Annotated in this window: 18 protein-coding genes; 5 read left to right on the top strand and 13 right to left on the bottom strand. The window is 67.3% G+C overall.

Annotation, left to right across the window (positions count from 1 at the left end):
* Positions 1 to 11: 11 nt before the first annotated feature.
* The 3 genes from AB0F43_RS30630 to AB0F43_RS30620 all read right to left on the bottom strand — a co-directional run bounded on the left by AB0F43_RS30630 (position 12) and on the right by AB0F43_RS30620 (position 2,513).
* On the bottom strand, positions 12 to 974 hold the full coding sequence (locus AB0F43_RS30630) for an RNA polymerase subunit sigma-70 (RefSeq protein ID WP_360484550.1): 963 nt from the start codon (positions 972 to 974) through the stop codon (positions 12 to 14).
* Positions 971 to 1,396 carry a VOC family protein gene (locus AB0F43_RS30625; RefSeq protein WP_360484547.1) on the bottom strand — a complete coding sequence of 142 codons (426 nt, stop codon included), beginning with the start codon at positions 1,394 to 1,396 and terminating at the stop codon, positions 971 to 973. Before AB0F43_RS30625 ends, AB0F43_RS30630 begins: the two co-directional genes overlap by 4 nt.
* 109 nt (positions 1,397 to 1,505) lie before the next feature.
* Entirely contained in the window at positions 1,506 to 2,513 is a 1,008-nt protein-coding gene (locus AB0F43_RS30620) for an acetylxylan esterase (RefSeq protein WP_360484544.1), read from the bottom strand.
* Between the two features lie 209 nt (positions 2,514 to 2,722).
* On the opposite strand from AB0F43_RS30620, the gene AB0F43_RS30615 reads away from it, so the two are divergent.
* The 5 genes from AB0F43_RS30615 (at position 2,723) to AB0F43_RS30595 (ending at position 7,625) form a co-directional block, all read left to right on the top strand.
* On the top strand, positions 2,723 to 3,298 hold the full coding sequence (locus tag AB0F43_RS30615; RefSeq protein ID WP_360484541.1) for a GNAT family N-acetyltransferase: 576 nt from the start codon (positions 2,723 to 2,725) through the stop codon (positions 3,296 to 3,298).
* A 174-nt stretch (positions 3,299 to 3,472) separates the two neighbouring features.
* Positions 3,473 to 3,847 (top strand): response regulator transcription factor, encoded by a 375-nt coding sequence (locus AB0F43_RS30610; RefSeq protein WP_360484539.1) that lies wholly within the window; start codon positions 3,473 to 3,475, stop codon positions 3,845 to 3,847.
* A complete protein-coding gene (locus AB0F43_RS30605) occupies positions 3,844 to 4,527 on the top strand; it encodes a response regulator transcription factor (RefSeq protein WP_360484536.1) in 684 nt (227 codons plus the stop codon). The genes AB0F43_RS30610 and AB0F43_RS30605 overlap by 4 nt, the downstream gene beginning before the upstream one ends.
* A gap of 136 nt (positions 4,528 to 4,663) precedes the next feature.
* Positions 4,664 to 6,316 carry a glycoside hydrolase family 13 protein gene (locus AB0F43_RS30600; RefSeq protein WP_360484533.1) on the top strand — a complete coding sequence of 551 codons (1,653 nt, stop codon included), beginning with the start codon at positions 4,664 to 4,666 and terminating at the stop codon, positions 6,314 to 6,316.
* A gap of 94 nt (positions 6,317 to 6,410) precedes the next feature.
* The gene (locus AB0F43_RS30595) at positions 6,411 to 7,625 is read left to right on the top strand and encodes an MFS transporter (protein ID WP_360484530.1); all 1,215 of its coding nucleotides are present in this window, start codon (positions 6,411 to 6,413) and stop codon (positions 7,623 to 7,625) included.
* A gap of 83 nt (positions 7,626 to 7,708) precedes the next feature.
* On the opposite strand, the gene AB0F43_RS30590 is transcribed toward AB0F43_RS30595, so the two are convergent.
* From AB0F43_RS30590 to AB0F43_RS30545, 10 genes are all read right to left on the bottom strand, one after another.
* A complete protein-coding gene (locus AB0F43_RS30590) occupies positions 7,709 to 8,038 on the bottom strand; it encodes a cupin domain-containing protein (protein WP_360484527.1) in 330 nt (109 codons plus the stop codon).
* Between the two features lie 79 nt (positions 8,039 to 8,117).
* A complete protein-coding gene (locus AB0F43_RS30585; protein ID WP_360484524.1) occupies positions 8,118 to 8,957 on the bottom strand; it encodes a DUF1353 domain-containing protein in 840 nt (279 codons plus the stop codon).
* A gap of 256 nt (positions 8,958 to 9,213) precedes the next feature.
* The gene (locus AB0F43_RS30580; RefSeq protein WP_360484521.1) at positions 9,214 to 9,957 is read right to left on the bottom strand and encodes an MBL fold metallo-hydrolase; all 744 of its coding nucleotides are present in this window, start codon (positions 9,955 to 9,957) and stop codon (positions 9,214 to 9,216) included.
* A 164-nt stretch (positions 9,958 to 10,121) separates the two neighbouring features.
* Entirely contained in the window at positions 10,122 to 11,654 is a 1,533-nt protein-coding gene (locus AB0F43_RS30575) for a nitric oxide synthase oxygenase (RefSeq protein WP_360484518.1), read from the bottom strand.
* Between the two features lie 127 nt (positions 11,655 to 11,781).
* A complete protein-coding gene (locus tag AB0F43_RS30570) occupies positions 11,782 to 12,399 on the bottom strand; it encodes a DivIVA domain-containing protein (protein ID WP_360484515.1) in 618 nt (205 codons plus the stop codon).
* Positions 12,396 to 13,571, bottom strand: a complete 1,176-nt coding sequence (locus AB0F43_RS30565; protein ID WP_360484512.1) for a globin domain-containing protein — start codon at positions 13,569 to 13,571, stop codon at positions 12,396 to 12,398. The genes AB0F43_RS30570 and AB0F43_RS30565 overlap by 4 nt, the downstream gene beginning before the upstream one ends.
* Positions 13,572 to 13,838: 267 nt before the next feature.
* The gene (locus tag AB0F43_RS30560; RefSeq protein ID WP_360484510.1) at positions 13,839 to 14,687 is read right to left on the bottom strand and encodes an aminoglycoside phosphotransferase family protein; all 849 of its coding nucleotides are present in this window, start codon (positions 14,685 to 14,687) and stop codon (positions 13,839 to 13,841) included.
* A gap of 166 nt (positions 14,688 to 14,853) precedes the next feature.
* Positions 14,854 to 15,660, bottom strand: a complete 807-nt coding sequence (locus tag AB0F43_RS30555; RefSeq protein WP_360484507.1) for a hypothetical protein — start codon at positions 15,658 to 15,660, stop codon at positions 14,854 to 14,856.
* A 256-nt stretch (positions 15,661 to 15,916) separates the two neighbouring features.
* On the bottom strand, positions 15,917 to 16,747 hold the full coding sequence (locus AB0F43_RS30550) for a hypothetical protein (protein ID WP_360484505.1): 831 nt from the start codon (positions 16,745 to 16,747) through the stop codon (positions 15,917 to 15,919).
* A gap of 403 nt (positions 16,748 to 17,150) precedes the next feature.
* On the bottom strand, positions 17,151 to 18,182 hold the full coding sequence (locus tag AB0F43_RS30545; RefSeq protein WP_360484502.1) for a LacI family DNA-binding transcriptional regulator: 1,032 nt from the start codon (positions 18,180 to 18,182) through the stop codon (positions 17,151 to 17,153).
* Between the last annotated feature and the right edge of the window lie 179 nt (positions 18,183 to 18,361).

Here is an 18,361-nt window from a genome sequence, read left to right as displayed (position 1 = left end):
CTCCAGACTAGTCAGAGCTGCGCGGGAAGCCCGAACGCCGGGAACCGCGAGTAGCCGAAAGTCGTGATTTCCGCGATCGCACCGTCGTCGATCCGCAGTACGTCGAGCTTGAAGGCGCGGAACACCGTGTCGCCCGGGCGGCGCAGGTAGCTGGCCGCGGCCGGCAGCCGGTTGGCCGAGGTCGGCACCAGCCGCCAGTCGCCCTCCCGGTCCGGCCCGAACGCCCGCTCCAGCAGCGGCCGCAGCCCGTCGAGCCCGGCGAAGGAGAGCTGGTCCGGCGGCATCGAGATCCGGATGTCCTCGGCCGCGATCGCGATCGCCCCGGCCGCGTCGCACCGCTCGTGCGCGTCGATGAACCGATCCAGCAGCTCCCGCTCCTCGGCGGTCGGCCGCGGCGCACTCCAGTCGGTACGCCGAGCCGGCAAGCGCTGCTGCATCGTCGTCCGGGCGCGCTGCAGCGCACTGTTCGCCGCCGCGACGCTCGTCTCGAGCAGCTCGGCCGTGTCGTTGGCCGACCAGCCGAGCACGTCTCGTGCGATCAGGGCTGCCCGCTGCCGCGGTGGCAGCGACTGCATCGCGACCAGGAAGGCAAGCTCGATGGTCTCCCGATCCACGATCACCGCGTCGGGCTGGTCGGTGGCCGGCGCGATCTCGTCCAGCAACCGGTCCGGGTACGGCTGCAGCCACACCATCTCCCCCGGTGACGCGGCCTGCCGCCTGGCGTGCCGCCGGGCCGTGTCCAGGCAGACGTTGGTCGCGATCCGGTAGAGCCACGCCCGGAAGAACGTCCGGCCGTCGTACCCGTCCCGGCCGCGCCAGGCCCGCAGCAGCGTCTCCTGGACTGCGTCCTCCGCATCGTCGAAGGACGCCAGCATCCGGTAACAGTGCACGTGCAGCTCCCGCCGGTGCCGCCCGGCAAGCTCGGCGAACGCGCCCTCGTCCCCCGCGAACGCCGCCTCCTCCAGCCTCCTCACAGGCGGTCGGGGTTGGTGTTGCGGACCTCCTGGAGGATCCAGCCGTTGCCGTCCGGGTCCTGGAAGGTCGCGAACGTGCCGTAGTCGGCCCGGTTCGGGTCCAGGCCCGGCTGCTGTCCTTCGGCGGTGAAGTGGAACGGATCGCTCACCTCGACACCGCGCTCGACCAGCTCGGCCCGGGCGGCCTGGATGTCGGTCACGACCAGGTGCGTGGCCTGGTACGTGCCGGGCGCCGCCGTGGTCAGGCCGGTTCCGATCGTGATCGAGCAGGCCGAACCCGGCGGCGTCAGCTGCACCACCCGGAAGGACTCACCGGCGCTGTGGTCGACGTCCTCCCGGAAGCCGAGTTGCTCGGTGTAGAACTTCTTCGCCCGGTCCACGTCCGACACCGGCACGACGACGAGTTCGAGTTTGTAGTCCATTGCGGCCTCCCAAGGTTCGGGTCGGTCACAGTCTGACCGACGCTGTTGTCAGGTGAAACGACAGCGCCGGTCAGAACTCATCGGTCGAGCGATGACTTTTTTCAGCCGGTCAGGACGCCGTACCGAAGACGCTCGCGAACCAGTCGAGCTGGGCGTCCTGCTGGTAGGTCTGACCGCCCTCGTGCTCGTTGTGGGAGTAGACCTTGATGTCCTTGGCGACCTCGGCGCCCGACGCGGTGCCGTACGCGTTGTAGGCGGCGAAGACCGTAGACGGCGGGCAGACGGCGTCCATCAGCGCCACCGAGAACAGCGTCGGCGCGGTGGCCAGGCGGCCCAGGTTGACCCCGTCGAAGTAGCTCAAGGTCCGGTACGCCGTCTCGACCTGGTCCCGGAAACCCTTCAGGTACCGGGTGATCTCGCCGTACGGGTCCTTGTCGGTGATCTGCACCGCCCGCTCGAAGTGGCACAGGAACGGTACGTCGGGGGCGCAGCCGACCAGCTTGATCCCGGCCAGGCCCGCCAGCCCGGCCGCCGCGATCGAGATACCGCCGCCCTGGCTGCCGCCCGTGACGATGATCCGGTCCGGGTCGACGAACTCCGACGTCCGCGCGGCCTCGAGAGCCCGGACGGCGTCGACGTACACCCGGCGGTAGTAGTAGGTCTCCGGATCGGTGATGCCGGCGGTCATGAAGCCCGGCGCGTGGTTGAGACCGGCGTACGCGGTGTCGTCGGGCGTGGCGCCCGGGTTCCCGCCGCTGTAGCCCTGGCCGCGGGTGTCCATCTGGAAGTGGGCGTAGCCGGCCTGCGCCCACAGGTTCCCGGTGTGCGGGAAGCCGCGGCCACCGGAGTAGCCGAAGTACTGCACGACGGTCGGCAGCGGCCCGGTCGCACCGGCCGGCACGTGCAGCCAGCCCTTGATCGGTGCACCGCCGAAGCCCGCGAATGTCACGTCGTAGGTGTCGATGACGCTGAGCTTGTTGTCGATCGGGGTGAAGGTGGCGGACAGGTCGTCGGTACGCGCCTTCTCGAGGGAACGGCGCCAGAAGTCGGCAAGGTCGGCGGGCGCGGCCACCTCGGGCCGGTACTCACGGAGCTTGTCCAGGGAAAGGTCGAACATGGCCATGAGCAACAAATCTAAGCCAGGTACGACGACAGCGTCGCGGCCATGTCCGATGCTGGACACGCAGGTACGGCGACCCCTCAGCCCAGGTGGTCCTGGGCCGACGAGAGATCCCTCGATGCCGCCGCCGCTTGCACGAGAACCCTCCGCTCAGACGCCTGACACCCGCGCCTTTCGGCCCTATCCGTGTCTGACATGGTGGTGGCATGACCATCGAGGTTCGTCCGGCGTCGGTGTTCGAGGATGTTCGGGCCGTGCTCGGCCCGAAGTCGCCCAACTCGAACGTCTGCTGGTGTCTGAGCTACCGGATCCCGTCCAAACTCAACAACGAGCTGCGCGGCCCGGCGCGCGGTGAGTACGTCGCCGAGCTGTGCCGCGCCGAGCCCGCGCCCGGCATCCTCGCCTATGACGGCGACGAGCCGGTCGGCTGGGCCGCGGTCGCACCACGCTCGGAGACCTCCTTCGCCCGCAACCGCAAGATCCCGCAGCTCGATGATCTGCCGGTCTGGTCGCTGTGGTGCGTCCGCGTCCGCCCGGGTCACCGCAAGCAGGGCATCTCGCACGCCCTGATCGCCGGTGCCGTCGAGTTCGCCCGCGACCACGGCGCGCCGGCGGTCGAGGCGTACCCGCTGGACAACGGCGACGCCAAGGTCGACCTGACGATGGCGTACGCCGGGATCCGCAAGAACTTCGAGCGAGCCGGCTTCACCAAGGCCGCCGACACCACCTCGGTCCTGGCCGGCCACCCACGGATCCTGATGCGCCTCGACCTCCGCCGGTAGCTCACACCTGCTCGAGCACCCCCTGGACCGGCCGCGGCTCGTGAGGATTAGATGCCGCGGGCGTCAGGGCCTGCGGTGAACAAACTCGTGGAGGCTGTGACCGCCACTCTGCGTAGTCAGAAAGGTCGGGTTAGCCGGAATGCGCGGGGTCACCGCCCGCGTGATCCTGGTGCCATGGCGTTGCGCTGCTTCATCGTTGACGACAGCACTCACTTCCTCGAGGCTGCCCAGACCCTGCTCGAACGCGACGGGGTCTCCGTGGTCGGTGTCGCCTCCACGATCGGGCAGGCCTTGCGAGAGGTGGCGGACGCCGAGCCGGACGTCGTACTCGTCGATGTGGATCTCGGCGACGAGAGCGGCTTCGACCTCGCCCGGCGGCTCCAGCGCGAGACGAGCCTGGACCGGACGAAGGTGATCCTGATCTCGACGCATGCCGAGGAAGACGTCGCGGAGTTGGTCGGAAGTGCCCCGGTCGCGGCGTACCTGTCCAAATCGGAGTTGTCGGCAGCCGCCATCCGGCGGATTCTCGACGCTACCTTGGAAGGATGACGATCGACTCGTCCACAGACGGCGGTGCGGCTCGCACCCGTGTCGTGCTGGCCGAGGACGACGTACTCCTGCGCGAGGGACTGGCCAGCCTGCTCCAGCGGTCCGGGTTCGAGGTCGTCGGGCAGACCGGTGACAGCGCGTGGATCCTCCCGCTGGTGCGTGAGCTGACGCCTGACCTGGTGGTCGTGGACATCCGGATGCCGCCGACGAACAGCACCGAAGGCCTCGACGCCGCCCGCGAGATTCGCCGCGAGTTTCCGGGGACCGGCATCCTCGTGCTGTCAGCTCACGCGGAGGTCGAGCACGCGATGGAGCTGCTGGCGTCCGGCCAGCGGATCGGCTACCTGCTGAAGAGCCGGGTGACGGATGTGGGCGACTTCATCGAGACGCTCGGCCGGATCGTCCGAGGTGGCTCGGTGATGGACCCGGCTCTGGTGCAGGAGCTCGTGAGCGCCCGCAGGCACAACGATCCGCTGGCCGAGCTCAGCCCGCGCGAGCGCGAAGTACTCGCACTGATGGCCGAGGGACGGTCGAACGCCGGTATCGCCCGGCGCCTGTGGGTCACCGAGGCGACGGTGGAGAAGCATGTCCGCCACATTCTGGCCAAGCTGGCCCTGCCCGAGACCGGGGACGACCACCGGCGGGTACTTGCCGTGATCACCTACCTCGAGACCCGTTGACTCCCCGTCAGCGAGACGCCGGACTTCCGGCTAGCAGGTAGTCGGTCTGGGCGCTGACGGTGCAGACGTGAGCGCTCCCACCGCGGGATGGTAGCTGCAGGATCACGAACCCCCCCGCAGCAAGGGACCGATTGCGATGTTCACCACCGGACGCACCCAGCAGGGAGCCGACTGGTGGCGCCACGCGGTCATCTATCAGGTGTACGTGCGCAGTTTCCATGACGCCGACGGCGATGGGGTCGGTGATCTGGCCGGGGTACGCGAGAAGCTGCCGTATCTGCGCAGCCTCGGGGTGGACGGCCTCTGGCTCAACCCGTTCTACCCCTCGCCGCAGCACGATCACGGGTACGACGTCTCCGACTACCTCGCGGTGGACCCGGACTACGGAACGCTCGAGAGCTTCGACCGCCTCGTCCACGACGCCCATCGCCTCGACCTCAAGGTCCTGATCGACATCGTCCCGAACCACTGCTCGACCGCGCATCCCTGGTTCGCCGCGGCCCTCGCGGCCGGCCCCGGCAGCCCGGAGCGGGCCCGGTTCCACTTCGCCGACGGTCAGGGCGACGAGCCGCCGAACAACTGGCGGTCCATCTTCGGCGGGTCCGCCTGGCAGCGAGTCCCAGACGGCCAGTGGTACCTGCACGGTTTCGCGCCGGAGCAGGCCGACTTCAACTGGCGGCACCCGGACGTCACGGCCTACTTCGAGCAGGTACTGCGTTTCTGGCTCGAGCGCGGCGTGGACGGCGTCCGGATCGACGTGGCGCACGGCCTGCACAAGGCCGAAGGCTTGCCCGACCACGAGTACGCGATGGACGACGAGCTCACCGGGGACCCGCTCAACCCGCACGCCTGGAACCAGCCCGAGGTGCACGAGGTGTGGCGCCGCTGGCGGCGAATCGCCGAGGGCTACAGCGTCATGACGGGCCGCGAACGCGTGCTGATCGGCGAGGTCGGCGTACTGGACGCGGAGCAGCTCGCCCTCTACCAGCGACCGGACGAACTGCACCAGACCTTCTACTTCGAGTTCCTGCGCGCCGAGTGGAACGACCAGGTCTTGTACGACGTCGTGGATCGAGGACTGGGGACGATTCACGACTGCGGCTCCTCGGTCGCGTGGGTGCTGAACAACCACGACATGCCTCGATCGGTCACCCGGTACGCCGGTGGTGCTCCGGGTATGGAGGCCGGAGACGTCGATCTCGGCGCCAGTCGGGCGCGGGCGAGTGCCTTGCTGATGCTCGCGCTGCCGGGTGCGTCGTACCTCTATCAAGGCGAGGAACTCGGCCTGCCCGAGGTCACCGATCTCCCATCGGAGGTTTTGGTCGACCCCATGTTCCATCGCAGCAACGGCGTACGGCGTGGCCGGGACGGTTGCCGGGTCCCGCTGCCGTGGGCCGAGGGGCGGCACGCCTTCGGGTTCTCGGCCGGTGATGCGTGGCTTCCGCAGCCGGACTGGTTCGCCGACCACGCAGTGGACCGGCAACTGAGCTCCGGCGAGTCGATGCTGCACCTGTACCGCGAAGCGCTCGCGTTGCGCCGACGGGTGCCGGCACTTGCCTCGAGCAACTTCAGCTGGCTGCCCACCGAACCCGGCGTGCTTGCCTTCACCCGTGGCGACGGCTTCTGCTGTGTCGTCAACTGCTCAGCCCGAGTGGTCGCCGTACCGGTCGATGGCGAACTACTGCTCGCCAGTCACCAAGAGGCGGGCGACAAACTCCCCCCGGACAGCGCCGCGTGGTACCTGCTGGCGCCGTCTCCCACCCCCAGACCGGCGGGCCTGGCGTCTTGAGTCCCCTCCACCCCTCGGCGCCAGGCCTGCCGTTCCAGAGGAGTACTGACACGCGCTGAATCAGATTCGGTGATGTGGGTACCAGCGCAGGACGATGCGTGAGCCTGATGTGAGTGTGGACACGCCGGCGCTCGTGCGGTCGGTGCTGCCCGGTGTGGCGATGATCGCGGTGACCTTCGGCTTTGCGCGGTACGGGTACGGGTTGCTGCTGCCCGAGATGCAGTCGGAGCTCGGGATCAGCTCTCATGCGGCCGGGCTGATCGCGTCATCGGCGTACGCGTCCTACCTGGTCGCCAACACGGCCGTCGTCTGGATGACCGCCCGGCTGGGACCGCGCTGGCCGATCGGACTCGCCGCGGTGCTCGCGGCAGGCGGGATGGCGGTTGTCGCGACGGCCGGTACGTCGGCCGGTGCCGCGGCCGGCGTGTTCGTCGCGGGCGCGGCGGCCGGCCTTGCGTTTCCGCCGTACGCCGACATCGTCGCCCACCAGGTCTCCCCGGCACGGCGTGCGCTGGCCTGGTCGACGATCAGCTCGGGGACCGGGTGGGGTGTCGCGGTGGCCGGGCCGGTCGCGATCGGCTTCGGTGACGACTGGCGGTTCGCCTGGCTGGTCTTCGTCGGGCTGGCCGTCTGCGCGGGGATCCTCGCGACCCTGTGCGCACCGCGACGAGGTCAAACCACGGGCCGCTCAAATCTCCCGCAGTTGAGTTGGACCTGGTTCGTCTGCCCGAGGTCACGGCCGCTGCTGCTGTCGTCAGTACTGGTCGGTGCCGGGAGCGCGGTGTGGTGGACGTTCAGCGTCGAGGCGCTGCGTGCATCCGGCCTGACAGCCGGCCAGGCGAGGACCGCCTACGCGCTCTGTGGTGTCGCCAGCATCGCCGCCTCGTTGAGCGGATCGGCAGTCAACCGCATCGGTCTGCGGAACAGCTACCTCGGCGCCTGCGCACTGCTCACCGCCGCCTTGGCGCTGATAGCCGTCGGATCCCGGCAGCTCGTGCTGGTCCTGCTGGCCGCAGCCCTGTTCGGCGCCGCCTACAGCGCGGTCGTCGCGACCCAAGGCATCTGGAGCGCCGACGTCTTCGCCGCGCGCCCTTCCGCCGGACTCGCCGCGATCAACACCGCCCTCACCATCGGCACAATCGCCGGCCCTACCGCCGCCGGCCTGACAATCCACCGAACCGGCTACCCCACAACCCTCCTAGCAGCAGCCCTCACCACCGCCCTCGCCCTCTTCTTCTGCCCACCATCCCCCCGCCGCCGCAAACTCCTCAGCACCCACCACTGCCGCGCCACCCCCATCCACAACTGACAGAACGGCAGTACCAACCCACGCTGGCGATCATCACCAGCCCAACTGAGCTGCTCAGCCCCTTGCGGAAGTGCCGACGTACGTCAGTGCAAGGCGACAGTCAGTAGGAGGACGGACGGTTCCAGGGCTTCGACGTCGTGACGTTGGGGCGGTACCGCGACCATGCCACCCGGACCGAGCTCGACCTCCGCGTCACCGGCATGCACCAGGACGCGGCCCTGCAGGCAGAGCAGTGAGGCGTCCCCCGGGCTCTTGTGCTCGCCCATCACCCGATCCGCGGCCAGTGCCATCAGCGTTTGCCGGAGGCGGGCACCGGGCCTGCTGTAGACCGTCACCGAACTGCGCCCGCTCTCGGCAGCCGCTGCCTTGGCAAGCAGGTCGGTAGTCAACTCGTTGATCGACGCAACGTCCATCAATCGATGATTGCACGAAATCAGGTGGTCAGGTCCAGTCCTGGCCGGCCGATCGGGAGGCGATCGCACCGGAACAGCCTCAGTGGAGTTGCTCCGCAGGGCCATGTACTGCGGTGGCCGGGAGCACCGGCGTGGTGCGGTTCCGGGTCGCGTAGTCGAGGACCGCGAATCCGGCGGTGAGGGCGAGCAGGAGCAGCGTCGGATAAATGAAGACCGCGAGCGAGACCCCGACGATGATGCCCGCGGGCCAGAGTTTCCACCAGAAGAAGGACAACCCGGTGGGAATCAAGAACGCGAAAAGGCCGCCGAGCAAGAGTTCCCGGCCGGTGTCCGCTGCACCCATCCACGGAAGAACGTTCCACCAGTCGAAGATGTCGACGAAGGCGAGCAATCCGATAGCGGTGATCAAGGCGAGGGTTCCGAAAACGACCACCCGATAATAGAGATTGCGCAGCGTGTCTGCCTGCGAGCGTTCCCCGAGTACCGCCGCGCGGCCGGCCGTCTGCCCCGAGGGAGCGACATCGCTGGCACCGGAGGCAACGGTCGCGAGGCTGACCGCGGACCACATCAGCCAGCGCCGAACCCAGCTCACGCCGAGGTCGAACATCGCATCGCGAAAGATCCGGTCCGCCTCGATCCGCGACACGTCGACACTCTCGGAGTGGCCATCAGGCCACACCTTGGTGGCGGAGTACGACGCCGGCTCACCGGGGTCATAGATCAGCCCATCGTGGACGATCGCGGCGGGCAGGTGCTGGCCGGTGCGCGGGATCAGCCAGGTGAAGACGTTCGGAACGGAGGTCAGGTCCGACCGGAACCGAGCGACTGGGTCACGGCCGAAGTCGTCGTCACTCGGCACCAGGATCCGCAGCGCTGACCCGTCCGCCGACCGTGCCTCGTATCCGATCCTGCGTTCCAACAGGAATGTCTCTGTCTCGCGGCTCAACCGGAGCAGCCGAGTCCACCACGTGACCTTCGGCGCAATGAATCGCTTCAGCTTGATCTCGGGTCCGACGAGCCTGTTCGGTGGTTCAACACCATTCGATGACCCGCCGTCGTAAAACCGAATCTCTCGCACAAGTCCGGTCATCTCACCCACCCCCGTTCGCAGTAGACCCCTGCTGCTCTGAAGTGTCAATCACACGGGGTCTCTGACTGGCTCCGGTCGGTGCCGGCTAGAACGTGAGTTGCCGCGGTGGGAGACCTGCCGAGATCTCTTCCATGGCCGAATAGAGGTGATGCCGGCCCAGGGTGATCGCGACGGTGCCATGACCCGGGAACAACCCATCGGGCTTCAGCTCGGCAAGCCGCCGAACAGTGCGGGTTGAGTCAGCGATCGAGCAATCCCAGATGTCTTGGAGCAGGACCCGTCCATTGGCGAAGGCTGCGTCGCCGCTGAACAAGTCGACACCACCGGGCCGGTGCAATGCGTAGGACAGGTGACCGCTGCTGTGGCCTGGGGTGGAGAGCACCTCGAGCTCCAGAGCACCGACGGTAAGGCGTTGGCCGTCTGTCAGCTCCGCGTCCACGGAGCACGCGCGGAAACTGTACTCGTCGGGGTAGCCACCTGGACCCTTCATCCGGTCGAAACTCGCCGCCCGCTCGTCACCATCGCGCAAGTACGACGCAACCTCCGGTGAGGCCATGACCCGCGCGTTGAGCGCCTTGGAAAGCGCCGCGGCTCCGCCCGAATGGTCGGCATGTGCGTGTGTCAGGACGATGCGGCCGACGGGCGATCGCGGCACACCACAGCGATCGATCTGCCTGAGGATCGGATCCACGTCCACACCGGCGCCCGCGTCGATGAGCACGGCGTCGCCCCCGTCGACCACCAGGTAGACGTGACAGTCGCGGGCTTGCGTCATGGAGAACCCGCCCGCACCGCTGCCGACGAGCCAAATCTGGTCGGTCAGTCTCATGAACCAGAAGCCTAGACGCGCGTGCGGCTAAGCCGAGTCGGCCCGCACAGGCCAAAGGTCGGATCTCGAGCACGGTTGGAGGTGAGCTGAGAAACCCTCAACAGGAGTCGAGCCGGTTCCTCGAGGGGCACACCACCTTGTCGTTCCACGCCCGCCTCGGTGTATCAGCGGAAGGCGGGCGGACCGCCCTCGAGCGCCCTGCGGGTGGCGTCGTCGTCGGCGAAGAAGTTCGGCACTCGGTGCTCGACGTCGTAATAGCGGTGGAAGACCGGGGTCTGCGAGCCGGACATCGGCGGCACGATCCAGCTCCAGTCGGCAGGGCAACGGCGACCTGCCCGCTCCTCCCTCTCCAGGTGGATGAGGAACCTGCGGGACTCGGTGTGGTGGTCGGTGATGGTCACCCCGTTCACACGGAACGAGTGCAGTACCGCACGGTTGATCTCGACCAAGGCCTGGTCCCGCCACAGGGTCGCCTCGTCCGAGGTGTCCAACCCCATCCGTGCCGCAACCTCCGGGACCAGGGCGTAGCGGTCGCTGTCGCCCAGGTTGCGGGCCCCGATCTCCGTGCCCATGTACCATCCGTTGAAGGGTGCAGCCGGGTAGGAGACACCGCCGATGTCCAGCCGGTTGTTGCTGATCACCGGGACCGCGTGCCACCGCATGCCCAAGTCGGCGAACCAGGCCAGCTCGGGGTGCTCGAGCGGGACCTCGTGTACCGCTTGTCCGGGGAGCTGGAACATCCGCGGTCCCTCCTCGACGGTCTCCACGACGAGCGGGAGCACGTCGAAAGGTCCCGGGAGTTCGGGCGGCCGCCACCCGCGCCGGATCAGTTCGCTGGTGAAAGTTCGGTAGCGGGGGTCTCCGAGGACACGCCCGTCCGGCTGCTCGTACCCGGCGTACCGGATGAGTTGCTCGTTCCAGATCCTGGGGGCAGGCCGGAGCGGGGTCTCGGGAGCGAACACGCTGATCATCGGGCGGAGCTTCCCGCCGTTGTGAGCCTCGCGCAGGTGCTCGAAGCAGTGCCCGGCGACAGCGCCGGCGTCGGAGACAGTCCTCAGGTCGCGCACCTGCAGGCTGCGCCAGTACAGCCGGCCGATGCACCGTGCGTTGTTGCGCCAGGCCACGCGGGCGCCGAAGGTCAGCTCCTCGGCGGTGTGCCAGTAGGTCCCGGTCATGTCGATCTCGCGCATCACCGCGGCAACCCGCGGCCCCATCGGCCCCGCCTGCGGGTTCTCAGCATGAAAGAGCTCGAGGAACTCCTCGGCGGCGGCCCGAACCATCTCGATGTCGGCGCTCCCGGGGCTTCGCTCGTGGTCAGGCCGGCTCACCAGGGGTCCGGGCGTCGCCCTCGCCCGAACTCTCCCGGGACCTGGTGACCCCGGACGGACGGTCCGTCGCGCCTTGCCCCGTCGCCAGTCTTGGACAAGGAGCACATGTTCTTCGGCGTGGACCGCCGCGAGTTGGCGGACGCAGATCCGAACGCCCAGGAAGAGGATCGCCAGGCTCAGGACGATCGCTACGACGGTCGGGCGGCTGGTCGGCGCGTTCCAACCAAGTTCGAGCAGGCCGACGGCGGCACCGGGCACGGCCAGCCCGGCGACTGCGAGCGGGACGGTCAGAAGCCGGCGATCCTGGGTCGCCGGCGGGTCGGCCGGGACGGTGTGGGCAGGGCAGCCTTCTTGGTGTCGCGTCTTCATGTCACTCCCTCGGGGAGGGACGGCGAGAGCCGCGGCTACGACAGGTCATCCGCCTGCCCGACAGCCGCGCGAGGGCCCCCGCTCTGTCGTCCTCTGCCCGAGCGGGTCTCAGAAGAGTTCGCACCGGTCAGTCCAAGCCCGGAGACTCCGGACCGCTCCCGTTCCGGTAGCGGAGTTGCCGGTCGCTCAGTTCGTCGAACAACGGGTCGATCTGGTCGGGCGCCGCGGAACCCGACTGGCCGGACAGCGGCGTGCTCCCGAGCCGGTCGACCTCGGTGGCGAACGACTCCATGATCGACTGCATCTGCGCCTGGGCCGACCGTGCGTACGAACGAACCTGCTGCCCAGCCGTGCCCATGGCCTCCTCGACAATCCGTCGCTCGTGTGCGCGCGCCTGGCCGATGCGCTCGCGGGCGTCTCGGCTGACGTCCTGGACCATCTCCTCGGCCACGAGCTGGGCTTGGCTGAACAGCTGGACGACCTGTTCGTTCACGCGGTCGCCGATCTGCTCGTAGTCGTCCAGCTCCGCCTGCACGCGCCGCAGTTCCGCCTGGAGTCGTTCGTTCTGGGCCCGGCTCTCACTGAGCTCTGTCTCCATGGTCTGCACCTGGTCAGCCAGAAGGTCGAGGTACTCATACACCTTGTCCGCTTCGAGGCCCAGCATCCGACGCTGGAACGTCTCGTCCCGGATCGATTCGGGAGTCCGGTAGTGCGGAGAGTCGCGGCGGTGGTTGTTGTTCGTCACTTCTTGTCTCCTGACCTGGTCAGCGCCGGCTGGGCCGTGTGAGCGTCCGCGGCTACGTAGTAGAAGTTCTCGTACTTGATGTGCTCGGGCTGCATGCCGGCGGCGGCCAGCCGCTCCAGCGTGTGCGCGACCATCTGCGGGCCGCCGCACACCATCGCCGTACGCCCGTCCAGCACCTGCCGGGCCGCGACCGTGCCGACCTTCCCGCGCGTCCCGGGATAGGACGGGTCGTCCGACACGACCTCCGTGTAGTCGAACCATGGCCGCTTCTGGGCCAGTTCTCGCAGCCGGGGGCGGTCGTAGAGGTGCCAGGCCATCCGGACCCCGTGGAGCAGATGGACCCCGGGGGCGGTACGCGACCGTTGCCACTCGAGGTCGATCTGCTCGAGGACCGCGAGGAGCGGGGCCAGACCGGTTCCCCCGGCGACCATCAGCAGGTCCCTCGCGTCGCCCTCCCGCCGGGTCAGCCGCTCGCCGACCGGCGCCCCCAGCTTCACGGTGTCGCCGACCTTCAGGGACCGCACCACCGTCGGGCTCACCTGACCGCCGTCGATCTGTTGCACGTGCAGGTCGATCGAGCCGTCCCGGCGCGGGGCGTTGGCCGGGCTGAAGTACCGCCACAGCCGGGGGCGTTGCGGGATCTCCATGGACACCGACTGGCCGGGGAGGAACTGGAACGCGCGCCTGGGCCGGACCGTCAGCAGGGTGAGGTCCATGGTCCGCCGCTCGACCGAGACCACATCGGCGTCCCACCAGTCAGGGCTGGACTCCGAGGACATCTCCGCGGCCTCGACCATGATCCGCGCGACCACCTGGTAAGCCGCCGTCCACTGCATGGCGAGGTCCTCGTCCCACTCGGACCCCAGGAAGTGCTTCAAGGTTGCGCACAGCGAGGCGCCGACCGCGTTGTAGTGCTCCGCAACGACGGCGTACTTGCGGTGGTCGCGGCCGAGGTGTTGCAGGAAGGCCGCATCGTTCTCGATCTGGTCGGCGTGGCTGACGATCCGGCCGAGTGCGCTGACGAACTTGTCCCGCTGGTTCGACATGGCGAGCGGGAACATCGATCGCACCTCGGGATGGGACACGAACAGATGCGAGTAGAAGTACAGAGCTACCTGTTCTCCATGCTTCGTCACCTGGTCCCAGCTGCGCTGCAGGGCGTATGCATCCATCGGGCTTCGCTATCCGTCTCGAGAAGGCAGCTCCTCGAACGAAACGGGCGGCCCATCAGCGGGCAGCATGGACTGCCGGTCGTCGGCAGCTGTAGCCGACGGATACTGCGTTGACAAGGGTTCCCTCCCAGTTCAGTCCCCGAGTCTTTTCCAGTCCTCCGTCTTTCTCCGCCGCCAACGTACCCTCGGCCACCGGGTTGAAACCGGCAAATCGGAAATCGTTCGTGTCGGAAATCACGGCGAGGGTCAGGGGTCGGCGTCCCGGGATCAGCTGTGGGTGTCCGCCTTGCGATCGAGCGCCGCTCGGATCTGGTCTAGCCATTCTGTGCCCAGTTGGCGCCCGTTGGGGAGTTGGTCGCCTCGGTCCCAGCGCCACGTCGTGATCATCGCCAGCACCAGGATCCGGCAGTCGCGGAGCAGGTCTTGATCGACACCTGGATAGTGCTCGCTGACCTCTTCGGGCGCATGGGCGAGGTCGAATTCGACCGGCCCACGGCAACCCGTCTCAAGATCAATGAACAGCAGCCCGTCCTTGGTGTTGAGCACGTTGCCCGGATGCGGCTCGCCGTGCAGCAACTGCTCGGCGGGGCGGCGCTCGGCGATCGCTCGACTCAGACGTCGTAGCGTGTTACCGAGAAGCTCCCGGTCCGCGTCGGCGAGCGCTGGGGTGCGGTCGCGGCTTGCCACGAGTTGTCGGGCACTCTCAACTCGATCTGTGAAGTGCGGCGTCGGGACATCGAGCTTGCGCGTGCCGGCATGCAGCCGCTCGAGCGCATCGGCGTAGTCGGCTGGCGAGACCGCTTCAGTTGTCACGGGTTCGTAGTACGTCCACAGCGTGACCACGAAGCCATCACGCTCATAGACACGCGGGTCCACTCGAGGCTCAAGAGCAGCCACCGGGCTCCCGGATTCGGCGAGGCGTCGAGCGAGCTCAATTTCGAACAGTGCGACCTGCTGGGCCACAGGTGCCACCCGGGCCAGGACGTCACAAGGCAGCAGACGCAGAGTGAGCTTGTTCGAGTCATTGAGAACGATCGCGTCGTCGACCGGCAGTTCGAGTGATGAGGCGATCGACCTGGCCGCAGCCACCGCACGCTGGGCCTCGGCCGCTTGCATAGCTCGCCTTGCCCCTCTCCCTTGAGCCTCGCCGAACCGCTCCAAGCGGTACAACCTGGGCACCCTACCAAGCCGCCGACAGCGAGCCTCCGTGCCGCGATGGGGCGATGCGCCCAGGTTCTTCCCGCGGGCGTGGTTCCCCAGCGCAAGAGTCGGGGTCGTGGGGTCATGAAGGGAGGCGCAGACAGATTCGAGCGAAATAGAACAGTGCCCGAGTGTAGGTGGCGCCGTCGGGGCCTGTCAGGATTGTCGCCTTGTCGTTCGTGAGTTCCTCGGCCTTTTCTGCCAGGCCGGTACCGTAATTGATCCAGTCCACAATTTCGGGATCGTTGTACGTCTTGAGATAGGCACTCCTTCCCGCGCTCGCCACGGCATCCGCGAGAGCTTTGCCGCTCTTGCCGAGAAAGTCGGTCAGGTAGGCGCCGTACGTCGGTAGGACTGTCCCTTGCTTGACTGCGGCGTTGGTCTGCGTCTGCTCCTCGTCCGTCATGTAGCTCCAGGCGAGTTCACAACCGGCATCCTGCAATATGTCGGAGGCGTTGTTCCGGACGAGGACCTGGGCATCGTCAATGAGCCGGCTTCCGCGGCGCACCGCTCCATCGGCGACTGTTCGAGCGGCTGCGGCGATGCTCATCCGCCGTTCGTCCAGACTGGCGAGCAAGCTGGTGACCTGATCGTTGAAGGCGTCGATCGCCCGCAACCGCGCCAGTTCCGTCTGGACCTGGTTTCGGACCTCCGGTGTCATCTTCTTGAGTTGCGGCTCCGCCGGCGCTTCGGAGATCTTTCTGTTGACGTTCGCGGCGACACGGCTTCGCAGTGCGTCGTCGCTGATCTGGGAGAAGTCTCGAGCCGGCGCATTGAGACCCTTCGCTCCGGCCACCCATTTGGATCCAAAAGTGGTGGCAGCTTTCGACTGGCCGCCGCACCCGTTGAGGACGACCATTCCCATGACCATTATCAGAATGGCCGGCATGAGTATCGGCCTGGTTCGCGGCAGCATCGCGCTTCCCCCGTCGACGTCAATCGAGCCGAGCGGAGGCGATGTCCGCAATGATGTCCTCCCCCACCGTTGCAGAACGGCCCGATCCGATGGCTCTAAATCCCCGCCCCCACCATTGAGTCAACGCCGCAGTGTGCGCCATGTCAACATGCTTCCGCCCGCCAGGCCGGCTGGGCCGAGGCCGCCCACCCGAAAGCAATTGCAAGAGTGGGCTACATGCGCTGCGCCACTACTGTGCGAAGGTCGACGGCACCGACGCAAAGGTCCCCTGCAGGCGCCAGATCGTGTCACGATGCTCGACGAACGCGCCGCCAGCCTCCAGGCCTGTCTTGGCAACGAGTGCTTTGAGTTCAGCGTTCACGCCGTAGTCGTCCGTTGAGCGCACGTCGATAACGAATGAGTCCAAACCGGACTCCAAGCGCGCTTGGGCGACCTCTTGCCACAGCGGCTCATGTGGAAGCCACACAAGTCCATCAGGAATGTACGGGGACCGGGTCGGCTTCAGCTTCATCGTGGCCAGAACGGTCCGCCCGGTACTCATCTTGCGGCCCGCGGACACGCCTACCTCGACACTCGGAGCGCCCGGCAGGGTGGGAACGGAAAGCCCGAGGTCGAGTCCCGAGCTCTGGTCCCATCCCTCGACCCGTATGACATCCACGGTCAGCGCACCGAGGGAGCGAATCAGCCTCTGCGCCTCGGCGACTTTGTGCTCGAACAGGAACCGATGGAAGTCGGCAACAGGAATGTAGGCAGGTGGATCGATCGGGTGGCCGATATACACAACATTCTTGCGAGGGTGTCCTACTGGGAATCGCAGTGCCTCCGCATCCGACCAAGATACGGGCACAAGCTCTTCACCGGCCTCCTGCATCTTCCGCCGCGCCTCCACGATGAGCTGGACCGCAACACCGGCTACACCACCCAAACCGGCGAAGAACGACGATTTCACGACCTCTAGCCAAGGAGACCTCGTTGAGACAGTTGCGGCGGGCAACTTGTCTGTCACGACGATGATCCGCCGCTGGTCGTAGGGCAATTTCAGCAATGCGCTCCCACTCATGCCCTCTCCCGTTTGCGATTCGTCTGAGCGTTCTTCAGCCAGGCAACGACCGCACCGCTCAGCCTGCCACCCTGGCTCAGCTCGAACAACCCCTACTGTCCAGCTACGCCAACCCCGAACACGCCACCGCCGCAAGCACCTATCCCGTCAAGAACCCACACCCCACGGGCAATCCCAGGCAGCCACCACTACGTCCCGCTCTCCCGCCCCGCCGAACTACGCCAACACCTCGACGCCTGGCTCACCGACCAAATCGACTGAGACTTCCTCGACCGCACGGGAAGTGTTTGACCAGGTTGCAGCGCCCGCGCGGCGCCCGGGCAGATAGGGCGCTGCACCAGCGCGGTGATCGGTCAGCTGTTTCACCTCCTGCAGGACTGCTGCGGAGAAGGCGCCGGGGTCGTCAGGTCGTGCGGCGCACGATCAGGTGAGGTGTCAGGACTGAAGGCGGCGGCAGTTCGTCGGACAGGAGTCGGTCGACCTGGCCGATGGCGAGTTCGCCAAGCCGTCGCTTGTCGAGATGGACGGTGGTCAGCGGCGGATCGATGAGCTCTCCGATGGTCAGCCCGTCGTAGCCGACGAGCGCACAATCGTCGGGAACTCGCACGCCGATGCGGCGAGCCGCCTGGAGCGCGCCGATCGCCACCAGGTCATTGAAGGCGAGCACTGCGGTGGCGTCCGGGTTTGCCTCGCGCATCCGGACGAAGGCTGCGTCACCGCCGGCAATGGACTGGTCGCCGACGACGATCAAGCTGTCGTCGACCGGTAGGTCATGCTCGCCGGCCAGGTCGTGGAAGATGCGGCGCCGTGCGGCCGGGTCGCACACCGAATCGCAGTCGATCATGGCGATCCTGCGGTGTCCCCGGTCGATGAGATGTCGGACCGCGGCCCGGATTCCGGTCGCGGTGTCCACCTGGACCAATCCGTATGTCGAGGAGTCGAGTCCGCGGTCGACGATGACAAGCGGCACCCCGCCGACGTACGGGTCGAGGTCTTCGTCGGGATAGCTGAGGTAGCCGACAATCGCGTCGACCTGCTGGCCGAGCGAGCGGACGAGGGCCGGTTCCCGGGAGGGGTCATTCTCGGTACTGGCCACAACCACCTGCCACTCGCGGCTGTCCGCGGCTTTGATCACTCCCGCGATGAACTCCGGGAAGAAGGGATTGACCACGTCGGGAACGATGACACCGACACTCGTGACGTCCGGCCGGGCCAGGCCTCGGCCGAACCTGCTCGGCCGGTAGCGCAGCTCCCGTGCGACCTCCAGCACGCGACGCTGGGTCTGCGGGTCGATCTCCCCCTTGCCGTTGATCGCGCGGGAGACGGTCTGGTGGGAGACGCCGGCGATCTTTGCCACGTCCCGCAGCGTCACGCGGGTGACCGCAGGCGTCCCACCTGTTCGGCGGTCCGTTGCATCCTTGCGTCGATCGGCCATGCTCTCCGCTCATTCCTGCAACTGTCGGGCGATGTGCGCCAGTCAATCACTCCGGTGACCAGGTCCCGGAATCCTGTTGACGAAGTCCGTCGCGTAGACCAGACTCTGTCCCGTTAACGGTCACGTTAACGGTAACGGAGGCCTCCAGTACGCACCATCCAAGCCGGATCCAACTGGTC

It is taken from the genome of Kribbella sp. NPDC023972 (assembly GCF_040639075.1).
Taxonomy (GTDB): Bacteria; Actinomycetota; Actinomycetes; order Propionibacteriales; family Kribbellaceae; genus Kribbella.
Note: the sequence above shows the minus strand (reverse complement) of the source record. Positions and strands in the feature narration are given on the sequence as shown.